The organism is Parasphingorhabdus sp. (assembly GCF_965233695.1).
GTDB lineage: Bacteria > Pseudomonadota > Alphaproteobacteria > Sphingomonadales > Sphingomonadaceae > Parasphingorhabdus.
Map to the genome: position 1 here is coordinate 2,328,733 of NZ_OZ247497.1, position 14,914 is coordinate 2,343,646.

At 53.1% G+C, this 14,914-nt stretch carries 15 protein-coding genes; 8 read left to right on the forward strand and 7 right to left on the reverse strand.

Features of this window, described 5'->3' with window-relative positions; genetic code table 11:
* Position 1: 1 nt before the first annotated feature.
* From cofE to ACO6S1_RS11100, 4 genes are all read left to right on the forward strand, one after another.
* The gene (gene cofE, locus ACO6S1_RS11085; RefSeq protein ID WP_422342761.1) at positions 2-739 is read left to right on the forward strand and encodes a coenzyme F420-0:L-glutamate ligase; all 738 of its coding nucleotides are present in this window, start codon (positions 2-4) and stop codon (positions 737-739) included.
* Complete coding sequence (gene cofD, locus ACO6S1_RS11090) at positions 736-1,662, forward strand: 2-phospho-L-lactate transferase (protein ID WP_422342762.1); 927 nt, start codon at positions 736-738, stop codon at positions 1,660-1,662. The genes cofE and cofD overlap by 4 nt, the downstream gene beginning before the upstream one ends.
* On the forward strand, positions 1,659-2,222 hold the full coding sequence (gene cofC / locus ACO6S1_RS11095) for a 2-phospho-L-lactate guanylyltransferase (RefSeq protein ID WP_422342763.1): 564 nt from the start codon (positions 1,659-1,661) through the stop codon (positions 2,220-2,222). The genes cofD and cofC overlap by 4 nt, the downstream gene beginning before the upstream one ends.
* A gap of 77 nt (positions 2,223-2,299) precedes the next feature.
* Entirely contained in the window at positions 2,300-3,226 is a 927-nt protein-coding gene (locus ACO6S1_RS11100) for a TIGR03619 family F420-dependent LLM class oxidoreductase (RefSeq protein ID WP_422342764.1), read from the forward strand.
* Between the two features lie 67 nt (positions 3,227-3,293).
* On the opposite strand, the gene ACO6S1_RS11105 is transcribed toward ACO6S1_RS11100, so the two are convergent.
* The 3 genes from ACO6S1_RS11105 to ACO6S1_RS11115 are packed head-to-tail and all read right to left on the reverse strand — an operon-like array spanning position 3,294 to position 6,530.
* Positions 3,294-4,103, reverse strand: a complete 810-nt coding sequence (locus ACO6S1_RS11105; RefSeq protein ID WP_422342765.1) for an SDR family NAD(P)-dependent oxidoreductase — start codon at positions 4,101-4,103, stop codon at positions 3,294-3,296.
* 1 nt (position 4,104) lies between these two features.
* Positions 4,105-5,259: an oxidoreductase family protein gene (locus ACO6S1_RS11110; protein ID WP_422342766.1), complete on the reverse strand. Its 1,155-nt coding sequence runs from the start codon at positions 5,257-5,259 to the stop codon at positions 4,105-4,107.
* A gap of 2 nt (positions 5,260-5,261) precedes the next feature.
* The gene (locus ACO6S1_RS11115; protein ID WP_422342767.1) at positions 5,262-6,530 is read right to left on the reverse strand and encodes a spinster family MFS transporter; all 1,269 of its coding nucleotides are present in this window, start codon (positions 6,528-6,530) and stop codon (positions 5,262-5,264) included.
* Between the two features lie 126 nt (positions 6,531-6,656).
* Between ACO6S1_RS11115 and ACO6S1_RS11120 the strand changes: the two genes are divergently transcribed.
* From ACO6S1_RS11120 to ACO6S1_RS11135, 4 genes are all read left to right on the forward strand, one after another.
* Positions 6,657-7,043, forward strand: coding sequence for a nuclear transport factor 2 family protein (locus ACO6S1_RS11120; protein ID WP_422342768.1), 387 nt, complete (start codon positions 6,657-6,659; stop codon positions 7,041-7,043).
* 110 nt (positions 7,044-7,153) lie between these two features.
* Entirely contained in the window at positions 7,154-7,468 is a 315-nt protein-coding gene (locus ACO6S1_RS11125; protein ID WP_422342769.1) for a limonene-1,2-epoxide hydrolase family protein, read from the forward strand.
* 14 nt (positions 7,469-7,482) lie between these two features.
* A complete protein-coding gene (locus ACO6S1_RS11130; protein WP_422342770.1) occupies positions 7,483-9,129 on the forward strand; it encodes an FAD-dependent oxidoreductase in 1,647 nt (548 codons plus the stop codon).
* The gene (locus ACO6S1_RS11135; RefSeq protein ID WP_422342771.1) at positions 9,126-9,968 is read left to right on the forward strand and encodes an SDR family NAD(P)-dependent oxidoreductase; all 843 of its coding nucleotides are present in this window, start codon (positions 9,126-9,128) and stop codon (positions 9,966-9,968) included. Before ACO6S1_RS11130 ends, ACO6S1_RS11135 begins: the two co-directional genes overlap by 4 nt.
* 14 nt (positions 9,969-9,982) lie before the next feature.
* On the opposite strand, the gene ACO6S1_RS11140 is transcribed toward ACO6S1_RS11135, so the two are convergent.
* The 4 genes from ACO6S1_RS11140 to ACO6S1_RS11155 are packed head-to-tail and all read right to left on the reverse strand — an operon-like array spanning position 9,983 to position 14,907.
* On the reverse strand, positions 9,983-11,392 hold the full coding sequence (locus tag ACO6S1_RS11140; protein ID WP_422342772.1) for an acyl-CoA reductase: 1,410 nt from the start codon (positions 11,390-11,392) through the stop codon (positions 9,983-9,985).
* The gene (locus ACO6S1_RS11145) at positions 11,389-12,753 is read right to left on the reverse strand and encodes a hypothetical protein (protein WP_422342773.1); all 1,365 of its coding nucleotides are present in this window, start codon (positions 12,751-12,753) and stop codon (positions 11,389-11,391) included. Before ACO6S1_RS11145 ends, ACO6S1_RS11140 begins: the two co-directional genes overlap by 4 nt.
* Positions 12,754-12,787: 34 nt before the next feature.
* On the reverse strand, positions 12,788-13,846 hold the full coding sequence (locus ACO6S1_RS11150) for an LLM class flavin-dependent oxidoreductase (RefSeq protein ID WP_422342774.1): 1,059 nt from the start codon (positions 13,844-13,846) through the stop codon (positions 12,788-12,790).
* Positions 13,843-14,907: an oxygenase gene (locus ACO6S1_RS11155; protein WP_422342775.1), complete on the reverse strand. Its 1,065-nt coding sequence runs from the start codon at positions 14,905-14,907 to the stop codon at positions 13,843-13,845. Before ACO6S1_RS11155 ends, ACO6S1_RS11150 begins: the two co-directional genes overlap by 4 nt.
* Between the last annotated feature and the right edge of the window lie 7 nt (positions 14,908-14,914).

Sequence of the window (14,914 nt, forward strand, 5' to 3'; positions counted from 1 at the left end):
TATGATCCAGATAATTGCCATTACCGGACTGCCAGAAATCAAACCCGGCGATAGGTTGCCGCAGATTATCGCTAAACATTTGGATCGGGAGGAAACACCTCTGCTTGATGGTGATGTGCTGGTGGTGACACAGAAAATTGTCTCCAAGGCGGAGAACTGCTTTGTTGACCTGAGAAGCGTTAGACCTTCTCCAGAAGCCACCGCACTTGCCAAAGAGGTCGACAAGGACGCGGCGTTAGTCGAGCTTGTTCTGCGGGAATCGAGCGCTGTGGTTCGCAAGGCGCCTGGAATTCTTATTACTAGGCACCGACTGGGACATGTAATGGCCAATGCCGGTATCGATGCTTCCAATTTGGGCTCAAACAATGGCTATAAGCTGTTGTTATTACCAAAAAACCCCGACTTGAGCGCTAAGAAAATATCCAAGGCATGCGGCGGCGCTGTCATAATCTCGGATAGCTTTGGCCGGCCTTGGCGGATGGGCACGGTCAATGTCGCTATCGGGGTGGCGGGAATGCCCGCTATGCTCGATCAGCGCGGCTCAAAGGATCGTGATGGGCGGATCATGCAAGTGACCAATTTCGCGCTCGCCGATGCCGTCGCCGGCGCCGCTGGCCTGGCAATGGGCGAGGGCGCGGAGGGCATTCCCGCCTGCATAATACGCGGACTGTCTTTCGAAGGGGCTGCTCAGACGAGCGAGATGATCCTGCGCCCGCATGCTGAGGATTTGTTCCGGTGAGCGCGCGTTATGCGGTGTTGACCGGCGGCGTTGGCGGGGCAAAGCTGGTGGACGGGCTTTATCGCCAGCTGCCAGAAAATAGCCTGACTGCTATTGTCAACACTGGTGATGATTTCCGCCATTTTGGCCTGCCGATTTCCCCTGACATTGATACTTTGCTCTATACGCTTTCGGGCAAATCCAATTCTGAGCTTGGATGGGGGCGCGAAGGAGAAACTTGGAATTTCATGGCAGCTCTCAAATCACTCGGAGGTGAAGACTGGTTCAATCTGGGTGATGGCGATTTGGCGCTGCATGTGTTGCGCGCCGCTGCATTCGCTGCCGGCGAGCCTCTGTCGGTAATCATCGCTCGCTTTGCCAGCGCATGGAATTTACAGCTTTCTATATTACCCATGAGTGATAATCCCGTCGCCACCTGGGTAGACACGGATGGGGGGTTACTGCCTTTCCAGAGTTACTTCGTAGAGCACCAATGTTCTCCTAAAGTCAAAGCAGTACACTTTGAAGGCGCAGCAGAAGCCGTACCTGCATCAGGTGTTGTGGAGGCAATTATGGAAAGTGAAGCGGTTTTCATTGCACCGTCCAATCCGTGGCTTAGTGTCGACCCGCTGCTTTCCATTGACGAGATCAGAACAGCTCTCCAAGAAACCCCGGCACCAGTTGTCGCTGTATCGCCCCTGATCCAAGGAAAGGCAGTAAAAGGACCTACAGCAAAGCTGATGGGCGAATTGGGCCTGGAAACAAGCAATCAAAGCATTGCTAGCCATTATGGTACATGGCTCGATGCGATGGTTGTCCATGGCAAGGATACTGCGCCAGCTAATTTGCCCGTTTCCCGGACAGACACATTGATGACGTCATCGAAGGACCGTGAACGAGTTGCCGAAGCGGCGCTGCAACTTGCGAAGGAGATCGCAGCGTGACCGGCTGGCAGGTACTTGTTCCGATCAAACAGGGTAATGAAGGTAAATCGCGGCTTGGTCCAATTATGAAAGGCAAGTGCAGGTCAGATCTTGCCGAGCGCATGGCATCTCATGTCCTGTCAACATTGCAGGAATGCTTCAATCTCAACGATATCTCCATTCTTTCTCCGGTGCCTCCCCAAGCATGGCAAGGAAGATGGGTTCGAGATGAGGGGCGCGGCCTCAATCCAGAGGTAACAGCGTGGCACATAAAACAGGACGGTGCTCCAATTTGCATTGTTCATGCTGACCTCCCGCTATTGTCGGTAGACGATGTACAAGCATTGCTTGGCATGGCGCAAAATGGCGCTGCACTGGCAACTGACCGTACAGGCCAAGGTACCAATGCCCTGGCGATTGCCGATTTAAGGCCTTTTCAATTTTGTTTCGGTGCAAATAGCCGGGCCCTGCATTGTCAGCAATATCCCGATATGCCTGTTCTGGAACGGATCGGACTTGCGGCCGATCTGGATACGCCGGATGATGCCGAATTTGTACGGGTGCACGGATTTGCGATTTGAGAATGCCTGCCCATAGAAAGGTTTTTTGATCGCATCAATCCAGCACCAATAGAATTCAGCATTTGGTTCAGGAGGACATGAAAATGAAGCTCAGCATCGGTGTTCCGAAAAGCATGAAGGTCGCTGCCATGGTTCAGCCCTGGGAAGACCCCCTGATAGGCGCAGATGTTGGAGAGCTGATGGCTGTTGCCGACAATCTCGGCTTCTATAAATGCATGCTTGGTGAACATTTCATCATCCCCAAGGAACATATTGAGCTGTCAGGTGATTGGTATTTCCATACCGTAGTTGCCCTGGGCGTTATAGGCGGGCAAACTAAAAACCTTCGCCTGACCTCCTCGATTTCGATCCTGCCACTGCAAAATCCGATCGTTCAGGCGAAGGCATGGTCGACACTTGACTGGCTTACCTGCGGACGTGCGGAACCAATTTTCGGGGTCGGCTGGCTTAAGGAAGAATTTGACATGCTCGGCGTTCCATTTGGCAAGCGGGGCGCAATGGCGGATGAATATGCCGCCGCAATGATCGAACTATGGACCAAGGAAGATCCCGAGTTTGAAGGCGAGTTCGTAAATTTCAAAAATTGCGGCTTCGGGCCGAAGCCAGTCCAGCAGCCACATCTTCCGATATGGTTCGGTGGCGACGCACCTGCTGTACAGCGCCGGGTTGCCAAATTTGGTGATGGTTGGTCGCCGTTCCGCACACCGCCGGAAAAATTCCCTGATTGCATCGATTATATCAAATCACAGCCGGAATATGATGGCCGGTCGCTAGAGTTCTTCTTTGCTCTGGAGATGCTAAATGTTGGTGCCCAGCATGAGATATTGGATGATCCGCGCGCGCCGGGAACCAGCGATAAGCAGAAGATTATCGATCAGATCAGCTGGTTGAAGGAACTTGGGGTCACCGAAACGATCGTTCCGCTTCCTCCAGGGCTAACCGGCAAGCAGGCCTGGATCGACCGGCAGACCTGGGTTGCCGAAGAAATTATGCCTCATATTTGAACCGGAAGAAGTTTCCAGAAGCGTTTTTCAGTCGGCTCCATGCCCGCACTGCATAACGCGTTCAGTTTTATGCCTTGGCAAACATGTCCATCATGTCAGCATAATGTGGCTGATGATGACAAATACCGCCGTCGGCAGAAATAATCTGACCGGTCACGAAGCTCGAAAGATCTGATGCCAGCCAAAGCACTGCGCCTGCAATATCATCCGCAACGCTCTCACGCGGCAACAGCACGTGACGTTGGATCATTGACAATTGCTCCTCACTCATCTGCGCGCGTGCGACAGGACTCAGCACCAATCCTGGCAGGATGGCATTGCAACGGATATTGGCTTGACCAAATTGTGCCGCGGTATTGCGCGTGAGGGCGTTTACGGCCGCTTTTGATGCGCTGTAAGCCGGATTTAAAACGTCTCCAAGCAACGAAACGCCAGAGCTTGTATTTATAATTGATCCGCCACCAGCCGCAATGATTTGAGGAGCGGTATGCTTGGTTACGAGCATCGTCCCGCGCGTATTTATGTCAAAGGCGGCGTCCCAAACTTGCTGATCCATTTCAGCCAGTGAGCCATCCCGGGTCATTTGTTCCGCGCCTGTATTGGCCGCATTATTGTGAAGAATATTGATCTTTCCAAAGCGCTCAACTGCCGCAGTGACCATGGCCACAATCGTATCTTCATCTCCCAGATCGACGGCGGATGCCATTGCAGTTCCGCCCGCTTCTTTAATCTCATCGGCAACGCGCCGTGCGCCTTCCAGGTTAATATCTGCGATGACAACCGACGCGCCATTGCTCGCAAGCATTTTTGCGCAAGCTTCTCCGATATTGGCACCACCGCCGGTGACAATTGCAACTTTTCCGTCGACCAAACCCATTCTATTCTCCTAACAATTTCCAAGTGTCATAATCTTCTGCTGCGGCAAAAAACCGTTCGTTCATAGGCAAGCCGTCCTGACCCCATTCGTCCAGATTGGCGACCCAAGCTTGTAGACCGTACATGACAAACAGCCGGGATTGCTCCCATGCTTGTTCAAGACTGGGCACGGCTTCCGCACCCGTTTCAATTAAATATTCGCGGTACTGTTTGACCATGTCCTTATGATGCTTGCGCCGTTCTTCAATCGACAACGCGCCAATCACAAAATAGGTCAGATCACGCCAAGGGCGGCCGCGCCGGACCAGCTGCCAGTCAAGCCACAACCGCTCTTCGCCATCTGGCAAGATGTAGGTATTTCCTTGATGGCAGTCGCCCAGAACAATGCAATAGGGAGCGTCATAAGCGCGCTCGATCTCTCCAAGCCGGTCAAATGCCCGCTCAATTTTCCGCGGATCGTCCCGATAATGTTGCGGGGCCACAGCGCAAAAATTTGGGTCTCTCAGATTGGCTTCAATCCATTGCCACATAATCCGCACCTGGTCGCTATCGACGGGCGTATCCATCTGGGTCTGCAGCCATGGCGCGTTTTTGGGACTAATTTTGTCGCTGTTCCACAAGCTACCATGTAATTTTGCAAGGCCGTTGAGATTTTCCATGATCATGTCAACGCCGTTATCCTGGGTGCTATGTCCAAATTTTCCGCCGCGTTGGACAAGGTCTTCAAGCACTATGAAGCCGTGAGCCGTGCCATCATCGTCCCAGTCAGCATAGTAGCATTTGGCTGTCGGCACCTTCATTTTCTCGACCATAAAATGATAGAAGCGTGCCTCCAGCGCGTGGATGTCGACATTATCAAAAGAGCCCGACCAATTAGCCTTCATGCATAAATGCTCGGGAATTCCGGCTGCAATACCGGCATCGTTCCAATCGACCCTGATCCGCCACTTTGTGGTATGGCTGTTCAGGATTTCGACGGTTTCCATGCAGTTCGCTTCGACGCCCGGATATTTATAGCTCATCATTCGGCTGAGCCATGCAGCATCGATAGCATCCATTGACGCTGGGATATGATCAGTCCGCGCTGGATATGGGCGCGGCACACAATTGGGATCGACGACCGGGTTATGATATTGAGGTGGTGCCTGCGGGTCCATGATTAACTCCTTGCGAATTCTGATTTTTTAATTTGCTGGCTCGCGGCCATCAGCAGTAAGCCGCCCGCAATGCAAAACAGCATCGCGGCGCCGATCCCCCAAGCCACACCATCCTTGCCACCGACGACGTCACTGACCTTTCCGATGAGCCATGCGCCAAGTCCGACTCCTATCAAGTTGGCGCTAAGTTGCACAAAGGAAACAGCCAGTCCGCGCAATTGTGGCCCAGCCACGGTGACAATGACTGCATAAATGGGTCCGTTATATGATGCGCTCAAAAACCCGGCAGCCATGACAAAGAAAACAGCATGAGCCGTTTCCTGTAACCCGACTGCTGCCATCCCGGTAATTGCCGTGAGGACAGGAATGATTGATCCTAGTGCCGACGTAAGGGTGGGGTCGAACCCACCTCGCATTTCATTGACACGATCTGCGCCCCAACCGACGGCAAGGCCGCCAATAGACCCCAAGATACCATATGCAATGGCCACTGTTGTTCCGGCCTGAAATACCGAAAATTCATGGCTGTCTATCAAAAACGTGGCGAGCCAGGTGCTCATGCCATATATGCCCGTTGCGATGCATGTGATAGCGGCGATGCAATAGGCAATACCAGGACGGCCCAGCAAAGTTCGGCTGCGCTGCATCAAAGGTGCATCGCTCGCCTCCACAGTCTCGTCCTGTTGTCCCCTCTTTGGTTCTCTGACTGTCACAAACAGGATTGGCGCGAGCATCAGACCAGGAATTCCTGCTGCGACAAAGGCCCAGCGCCAGCCATGATTTTCTACGATCCACCCACCAACGAAAAATGCCAGCGCCGTTCCTAAACCTGTGCTCAGATACCAGATACCAATTGCCGTGGATCGTTTGTCGGTACCGAAATAGTCAGACAAAAGAGACATTCCGGTTGGCGATCCTCCGGCCTCGGTTATACCCACCGCTGCGCGTCCGGCGAGGAGGGAGAGAAAACCGGTTGCCGCCCCGCATAACGCTGTAGCAGCACTCCAGCCCGTGAGAGCAATGGTCATCAAGTTCTTGCGGTTAAAACGATCGACCGCATATCCAAAGGGAATGGCGGCCAGCGCAAAGGGCAATCCATAGGCTAATCCGGCCAGCAATCCCAATTGGGATCCGGAAAGATCAAATTCCGTCCCTAGGGGCTTTAACACCAGCCCGATGATGGCTCGGTCTATGCCGTGGCACGTCTGGGCAATTGTCAATATTGCCAAGACATACCAGCGATAGCCGGAAACCGTGCCGCCGTTCGTCAACCGGACTCTCCCCACAAATGATTGCGGGGTCATCATTGCAGATCGCATCGTTGAACGACCTGTCCAAGGAAAGGCGCGGTAATATCCGGATTGCTCAACGGTATTTTGCAGCAGGAGAAATTCACCGTGAGTCAGGAAGCAACCAATAAAGCCATCGTCCGCCGGTTTTTGGGCGCTGTAGAATCCGGGGATGTTGAAATTATTGAGGAATTGCAGGCCGAGCAATGCACATGGTGGGTACTGGGTGCAGGTGAGATGTCGCGCAAAGCCTATACAGATGCGGTGAAAGACATGTTGCTCAATGCCTCTCCCCGCAAAGTGGAAATCATCGGGATTATCGCAGAGGGAGATATTGTCGCTGCGGAAATCCGGTCCGAAATGCACTTTGGCGACAGAACATACGCGAATGAATATCATGACCTGTTTGTCATAGAGGATGGCCTTATCATTCACGGCCGCGAATATTTTGACACCAGTAAAGTCCAGGCATTCTTTGGCCAGCAAGGAGGATGAGCTATGAACTATGAGCAAATTGTGCGTGATTTCCTGGCTCTGTTCCACACGCAAAAACTGGATGTGAGTGCGCTTCGATCGATGCTGGCGGATATGCACGCTATCAACCGGTGGTACCCATAGCGCCAGTTCGCGAGGGAGCCGATGCGATCTGCGGAGAAATGGAAAGGCAATACGAGTTATATGACGAATGTGCTTGTGACATTTTGCATGTGGCTGTCAATGGAACGACCGTGTTTACCGAACGCGTTGATACCGTCCGCCAACTGGCCAATGGTCAATCAACAGCAACCAACGTTGTCGGCGTGTTTGATCTTGATGCCAAAGGTAAAATCAAATGGTGGCGCGAATATTGGGATTGTCTCGATTGTGCGGGGCAGTTGGACATAGATGACAAGGCGATGCGCGCGATCATGTGTGCTTGAGGGGATAGATAACGATGCAATATGACGTAGTCGTAATGGGATCGGGCGGCGCCGGTCTGACTGCCGCCATTGTCGCGGCAAAAGCGGGCCACAAGGTGGCGGTGCTGGAAAAGGCGGCGCATTTTGGTGGTACGACTGCAATCTCTGGGGGTGGCATCTGGATCCCGGAAAGCCCGCAGGCAAAGGCCGCTGGCGTCGATGATTCCAAGCAGGTGGCGCTCGACTATGCGCTCGCCGTAGTCGGCAATCGTGCCGAGCGCGAGCTGATCGAGGCTTATATCGAAACCGGGCCGGAGATGGTCGAATGGATGGACAAGAACAGCGCCGTCAACTTCCTGATCTCCCCTCCTTCAAGCGACTGGTATCCCGAAGTCGAAGGCGCACGCCATGATGGCCGCCTGCTTGCTCCGGCTGAATTTGATGGCAAGCAGCTGGGCGAAGATTTAAGTCGCCTGTCCAAGCCGCGCGAGGAATTCAATGCGCCGGGCGGCATGATGATCGATCTGTTCGATCTGCCATATCTGGCCAAGATTCCGGCCCCGTCTGGGCTTTGGCACATGGCCAAGATCGCCATTCGCTTTGCTCTCGACAAGAGAAAGCTGGGCCGTGGTTCACGCCTGACCATGGGCACGGCGCTTGCTGGCCGTCTGTTGAAATCGGCATTGGATGCGGGCGTTGATCTGATAGAAAATGCTCCGGTCGAACGCCTCCTGACCAGCAATGGCAAAGTTACCGGCGTGGTGGCAACAATTGATGGGAAATCGATCGAAATCAGCGCCTCACGCGGAGTCGTGCTCGCATCAGGCGGGTTTTCGGCCAATGAACAGATGCGTAAGTCTTATATCCCCTTTGCCGAGCAGCACGTCTCCATTTTGCCCTATGACAATACAGGTGATGGCATAAACGCTGCGAAAGCAACTGGCGCAATGATGGGCGAGGAAAACCATGCCAATGCAGTTTGGGCAGTTGTCTCCAAGCGTACGCGCGAAGATGGTTATGTCGAACGTTTTGCCCACTTGATGGACATGTCGAAACCCGGCTGCATCGCCGTCAATGACAAGGGCGAACGCTTTGGCAATGAAGCGAGCGTGCATTTTGTCGAGATCATGCATGCCACGGAAACTGTACCTGCATGGATCATCGCGAGTTCTAGGAATGTGAAGAAATACGGCCTCGGCTTGGTGTTGCAGGGCGGCGGCAAGATCAAGGAAATGGTTGAATGCGGCTATATGAAATCGGGAGCGTCTCTGGCCGAGCTGGCTGGCGAGATCGGCGTCGATCCAGCAGGGCTTGAAGCAACGGCGGCCAAGGTCAATGAAGACGCGACAAGCGGCAAGGATACCCAATTCGGCAAGGGTGACACGCTGATCGATCAGGAAATTGGCGATCCCAAGCATCAGCCCAACCCCTGCTTTGGACCGATGGGCGAAGGCCCATTTTACGCGGTGCAAATCTTCCCGGGTGATGGCTCGACCACTGTCGGGGTCAAGATCGACGCCTCTTGCCGGGTCCAGGGTGAGGATGGCCAACCAATTCCCGGCCTGTGGGCTGCGGGTCTCGATGCCAATTCGATCTGGCAGGGCAAATCGCCAGCGCACGGCTGCAATGTCGGCCCGGCGCTGGTGACCGGCTTCATTGCTGGAAGGAGTGTTTCGGTATGAAAACAGCAGTGGTAACAGGCGCAAGCTCTGGCATTGGCTTGGTTGTTGCGCGCGAACTTGCAATAGATGGTTGGCGGGTTATCGCACAAGGCCGCAATGCCGAACGCGCTAAGGCAGCTATGGAAAATATTCGCAATGAAGCGCCTGAAGCCAAGATTGAGATGGTGCTAACCGATCTTTCAGTCATGGATCAGGTTTCCAAATTTGCCGAGAAAGTAGCGAAACTGACCGACAAAATCGATTTGCTCGTGAACAATGCGGGTTTCACTCCTGCAAAACGGGTTGAGACCGCAGATGGATTTGAGCAATGTTTTGCAACCAATCACCTTGCACCTTTTCTTCTGACGAACCGGTTGCTGCCGCTCCTCCAGGCTGCTGCTCCCGGAGCGCAAGTCATCAACACCGCTTCGATCGCTCACAAGTTTATCAAGGATATGAAGTGGGACGATCTGCAACAAACGAACAAATTCAACGCCAGCGATGCCTATACCCAATCTAAACTCGCCAATATCCTCCATGCTCGGCAATTAGCAAAGCGCCTGAAGGGTAAAGGAATTCGGGTTAATTCTGTTCATCCCGGCCTCGTACAAACGAATTTCGACAGTCACGGCAATATCGTGGTAAAACTGATGTATTTGTTCAGTCGACCATTTTCGCTAAGCCCTGAACAGGGTGCAGATACAATACTTTGGTTGGCACGCGGCGGTGCACCTGAAGCGACCGGTCAATATTTCGCCAAGCGCAAGCCCGGCAGCATGACACCAGCTGCCCAAAGTGATGAAGGCGCAGAGCGGTTATGGGAGTTAAGCGAGAAACTTTTAGTACATGCGGGACAGTGATCACGTCCGGATACTTAAACTTCAGCCGAAACCCAATGCATCATCCGGTGGAGCGGCCATCCTCCATCATGTGGCAATCCGCCAAATGCTCCGCCGATATGATTGCCCAAGCGCACAATGCGCTGAACGCCAGATGATGACAAAGCATCACGTAGCCCACCCATCCGCGATTGCGGATAGACACCGACAGTCTGCGTTGCGACAGTAACATGGGGCAGGGCCTCGCTCAGCTCGTTTACCTGAACGACATTGATGATCTTGCCCGAAGGATTAAATCCGACAGGCTCTGATGACCTGATGACCATACCGCCGCCATTTGGCTTACCATAAACGTGGTAGAGCGGGGCCAGCATGTCGAGCATGTCTAATTCTTCCACCGCCTCCTGCGGTGGAACAGGGCCATTTGGGCCATCACCATAGCGCGTGTTTTTGCCCATTTCGCTTTGCAAGGCACTGCAAAAAGCATCAATCTGTTCATCATCGCCTTCAACAAATTGGAACCGAGCACATGCGCAGGCATCTTGATTGAATGCCAGAACATCTGCCGCCGCGCGTTCGGCTACATTGGCCAATGATTCTTCAGATTCATGCGCCTCTTTGCCGATCAGGCCGATCGATACTTTGGGGTCGAAGCTGATAATCTCGAAACCCGGCGCAGCATATTTCATTGCGTGGCGCACAGCCGCGTCGCCTCCCCATACTGCCAGCTTATCATAATATTGTGAGCGGAAAATATGGCCTTCAACAGCCTCATCGCCCCCGCGCCAATAAGCAGCGGAAAACGAACGTGTGACCGGGTGATCGGGGCCGACATCAGCCATGGTGCGCAGCAATGCCGTAGCCGTGAACATGTCGTTTGACGGCATTTTTAGCAAATGTAGGCCTTTGGACAGCGCCGCGCGGACGATGGTGATCGGCGGTACAACAGGAGCATTGCCGGCCAGAATATGCACCATGCGCGGCGGGAAGGCGCGAATATCGGTTTCGGCACCCCTGATGGACTGTCGATGCCACCCATCCAGCGCCTCGAGCGAACCGAATGAACCGACCGCTTCAGCTGTCGCGGCCTCCCGCGTGAAAAATGTGGCAATATCGCGGTAGCAATTTTCCAATATGCGCGCGCCCAAAGTGCCGATACGCGCGTTCTGTTCCATTGCCTCTTGCAGATAGCTGTTCTTATCATAATCAAGCGCTTCGCTGACCGCATCCAGAAAGTCTATTATCTCGGCAAGTGGGGTATCAAAAGCGGGGCCGACTTCGTGACGCCGCCAGACTAGCGCATCCAAATCCAGCTTTGGCGTCATCACGGTTTCCTGCGTGGCGCGGCTAAAATGCTCGACTTCCGCAGAAATTTGCGTTTCGCCCTTGATCACATGAGGTACCAAAAGCCGTTCACCAAAATCTATAATATCGGGCGCGTTCATGCAGCAACGCTCCCGCGGACATAGCCGTCAATGGTTCCCGCGCAGGTGAGCTTGCCTTCGCCTTCTTCAAGATCGGCATAGCGCGCGATGCTGCGCACGATCGGCGTCTTTACGCCGTCCAGCCCAGAGCCAAATTCGACAGTGACCTTATCACCCGAAATAATGCCGCCCCAGCGATATTCGGCATTGAGATCGAAAAAAGCCATGCGCCCCTCGACTAGCCCCTTGCCATCTGCAGGGTTGAGCAGCTTGTCTCCGCTTTTGTCCAACACCAGCGGCACCAGCCATGGCGGCGTAGCATAGACGCCGTGCGGCTGGATCAGCGCATTGAAGCCGGAAATTTCGACCATGCCATAGCTGTTGGAGAGGCGGCTTTCATCCACGCCGAAGAAGGATTTGATCTGCTCGCGATAATCCACCGGGATTTTCGCGCCCTTGGTTCCGCCGCCAACCGAAAGAATCGTATCCGGATGGAAATCACCGTCTTTTATATCCATCGCTCGCAATCGTTCTACGATCATCCAGGCTTGTGCCCACATGCAGGCGATATAGAGAGGTTCGTGACGTAGCTCGACAATCTCTTTAATCCAATTGTCAAAGCGCACGCCATTTTCCTCCGCTTTGGTTTCCATTTCTTTTTCGAAGGCTTCCATTTCCGCCGGGCCGATTTTCCCCGATGCCAGCAATCGGCGCAGTTGATGCGGGCGCATTGTGTCCATCGCCTTCATTGGCGCTTCGATTAGACGATGCAGACCGCCATCGGGTTTTGCCCATGCATCATAGAGAAAATTGCAGCTATGGGTCAGCTTGTGCACGCCCTTGGGTGCCATTACGCTAAACACATGGCGATCCTGCACTGGCTTATGGTCGGGAGTGGCGATGTTAAAGCCGTGCAGGTAAGCGTTTTTGGCGCGCTCGCGTTCTTCGGCCCCTTCGTTTAGAAAGCTGTTTTTCCCCGACGTGCCGCTGGAGGAAAAAACGAAATGTCCGGCGTCCTTGGCTCTGTCAATCCAGTCATCAACATCTTTGCAGCCCTCAACGTCGATATTGGCTGTGCTGACAGAGCTCAAGGTTTGCAACCACATGCTCATATGCTTCCATTGGCCATTGTCGACAAAGGCCTCTGGATAGCTTTTATAGTTGGTATGTGCGAAAAGTAGCGGGACCAGATCGTCCAGCGTTTTTATCTCCGTCACGCCCAATTCCTTGGCGCGGCGAGCGAGGACGGGGACGCGCTTTACCTGCTGGGCAAAACGCTCTCGCACTGCCTCCAACTGAAGCTCTGCAAGCTTATCTGGAGCCCCCCGGAACGGATCGGGATTGTCCATATAGACCAGCAGGGTCTCGGTCGCAGTCGTCATGCCTCTCTCTCTCCATCCGCAATTTTCTGTCAGTTCAGGCTTCCCGGCTTTTGGCCTCCATGACCAGTTTGAAAATGCCTTCATTGTAGCTTGTCAGCTGTTCCATCGACAGGTTGCGATAGGGTGTCATAGGACAAAGCGAGTCCACGACATTCCAAAATGGTTCAATCTGCTCCAGAACATCATCAACAGAGCCGCATTTTACAAATGCTTGCACAGCGTCATCGCTTACCTTGTCGATAATGCCGGAAACATCGCCATGTTCGCCAGCGCTGAGCTGACATTCGCGGGCTAAATCTCCAAAACCGATGGAATCGAAAAAGCTCTCATACTCCTTATAGCCGATATACCCAGCCACGGTTGCACGGCTGTCATCAATTGCTTGCTGCTTGTCATCGTTTACGGCAACCCACGGCCATGCATTGATTTCGACATCTTCGCGTTTGCGGCCATGTTTGGCCAGCGAAGCCTCTATAAAGGGTTTCTTGTGGTTTGTGTAATCGGCCGTCCATAGCGCATGGACGATCAGTCCATCGCCGATTTCCAGCGCCATGTCGGTCAGCTTGTCTTTTAGTGCGGCAATCCAGATAGGGATGTCTTCGCGCAGCGGCTGCGCGGTCATCATTTTTTCTGTCCATTCCAGATTATAATATTCGCCCTTCAACGGTTCCATTTCTTTGTGGCCATTGGCGTTGACATAGCGCACAATTTTGACAACTTCTCGCAAATGAGTGAGCAATTTGCGATGTGGCTCTCCATAAATGCCTTCCAAAGCGCTGTGCAGTGAAGTTCCCAGGCCCAGGACAAACCTGCCTTGGCTGATTGTATCGCATTCAATGGCGCAATAGGCTGTCTCAACAGGACTGCGCGTGCCAGCCACGGCAATACCTGGGGCGACTTTTAAAGTGTCTGTCATTGCAGCAACTGCAGCCATGGGGACAAAAGGTGCGCCGTAAATCTGGAGCGAGAAACAGCCTTCAAAGCCGACCTGTTCCATCTGTTTGGCCATGCCGCCCATGACCGGGGCAGGGAGGATAGGTATCACGCCCCAATATTTACGTTCTTCACCAACTGCGTTTGTCAATTTTGTCATTCTTTTTGATATCCTATAATGTCGCTACAATCGGTGCTGACATTATCACGATATTCAAAATCACCTTTCGCCTGTCTTTCGGCTAGTGCGAGCATCAAGACACGATATTTCTGACCGGCTTCATCGAGTGGCGAATGCAAATCCTTGCGTTTTTCTTCGCGCATATAGCGCGGGCTTTGCGGGCTGGTCATGCTGCTGTCTTGGCGCGAAACCTTATAGCTCGCCTTTGGCATCATATAGCGAAACAGGTTGTGCTTCTTCACATTCATTGTGTTCATCGCATAGTCGAGCCGCGTTCGATCCCTCGTTTCAGGAACGCAGGGATGGAATAATTGCACATTATCGCCAGGGTCAAATTTGCCATAGGCGATGGCGGCGTGGCTACGTAGATAGATACGAATAACCTGACGCACTTGCTGCACATCCTCGCGCACGCCGCCAAATATCTTCATAATCGGCGCAACCGATTTATTCACGCAGGTCCGCACCATGGTAATCGTTTCGCTATCGTGGAAAACTTCAACCGTTTCCTTGTCCATCTTCTCATCACCCACGACATCAGCATGGATGAAATCAGCATGGGTAAGGTCGATCAGATTTTCCAGACTAAGCGGGGCGCAGCAATCGAAACGGACTGTTCCCAGCATATGTTCAGGAACACCGCCTTGTTCAGGGAGATAAGGAATACTAGGTATATGTTCCGGCGCAGCACTTTCAGGATTTCCAAACCAGCACCAAGCATAGCCATATTTCTCAATTACCGGATAACGGCCTGCAGCGTCGGAATATTCGCTTTTATTTGCAAACATTCCTTCATTCGGATGAAATTCGGATGCGACAATCTTGCCATTTTCGCGCCATAGAAAATAGGGCTGTGAATAAATCGCGCGGCGAATAGGTTTTTTGCCGATGGCAAAGCAGTGCGCAGCGGGAAACCAAGCATCTTTCAGTACAAGATCATGCGGAACCCAATTGTTGACCTTAGCTGCAAATTCGCGCGGGTCTGCGCTGACCGGATCTTCATAATCGTTTACTTGCGGCGCTTCTTGATTTTCTAGCATGCTCGTC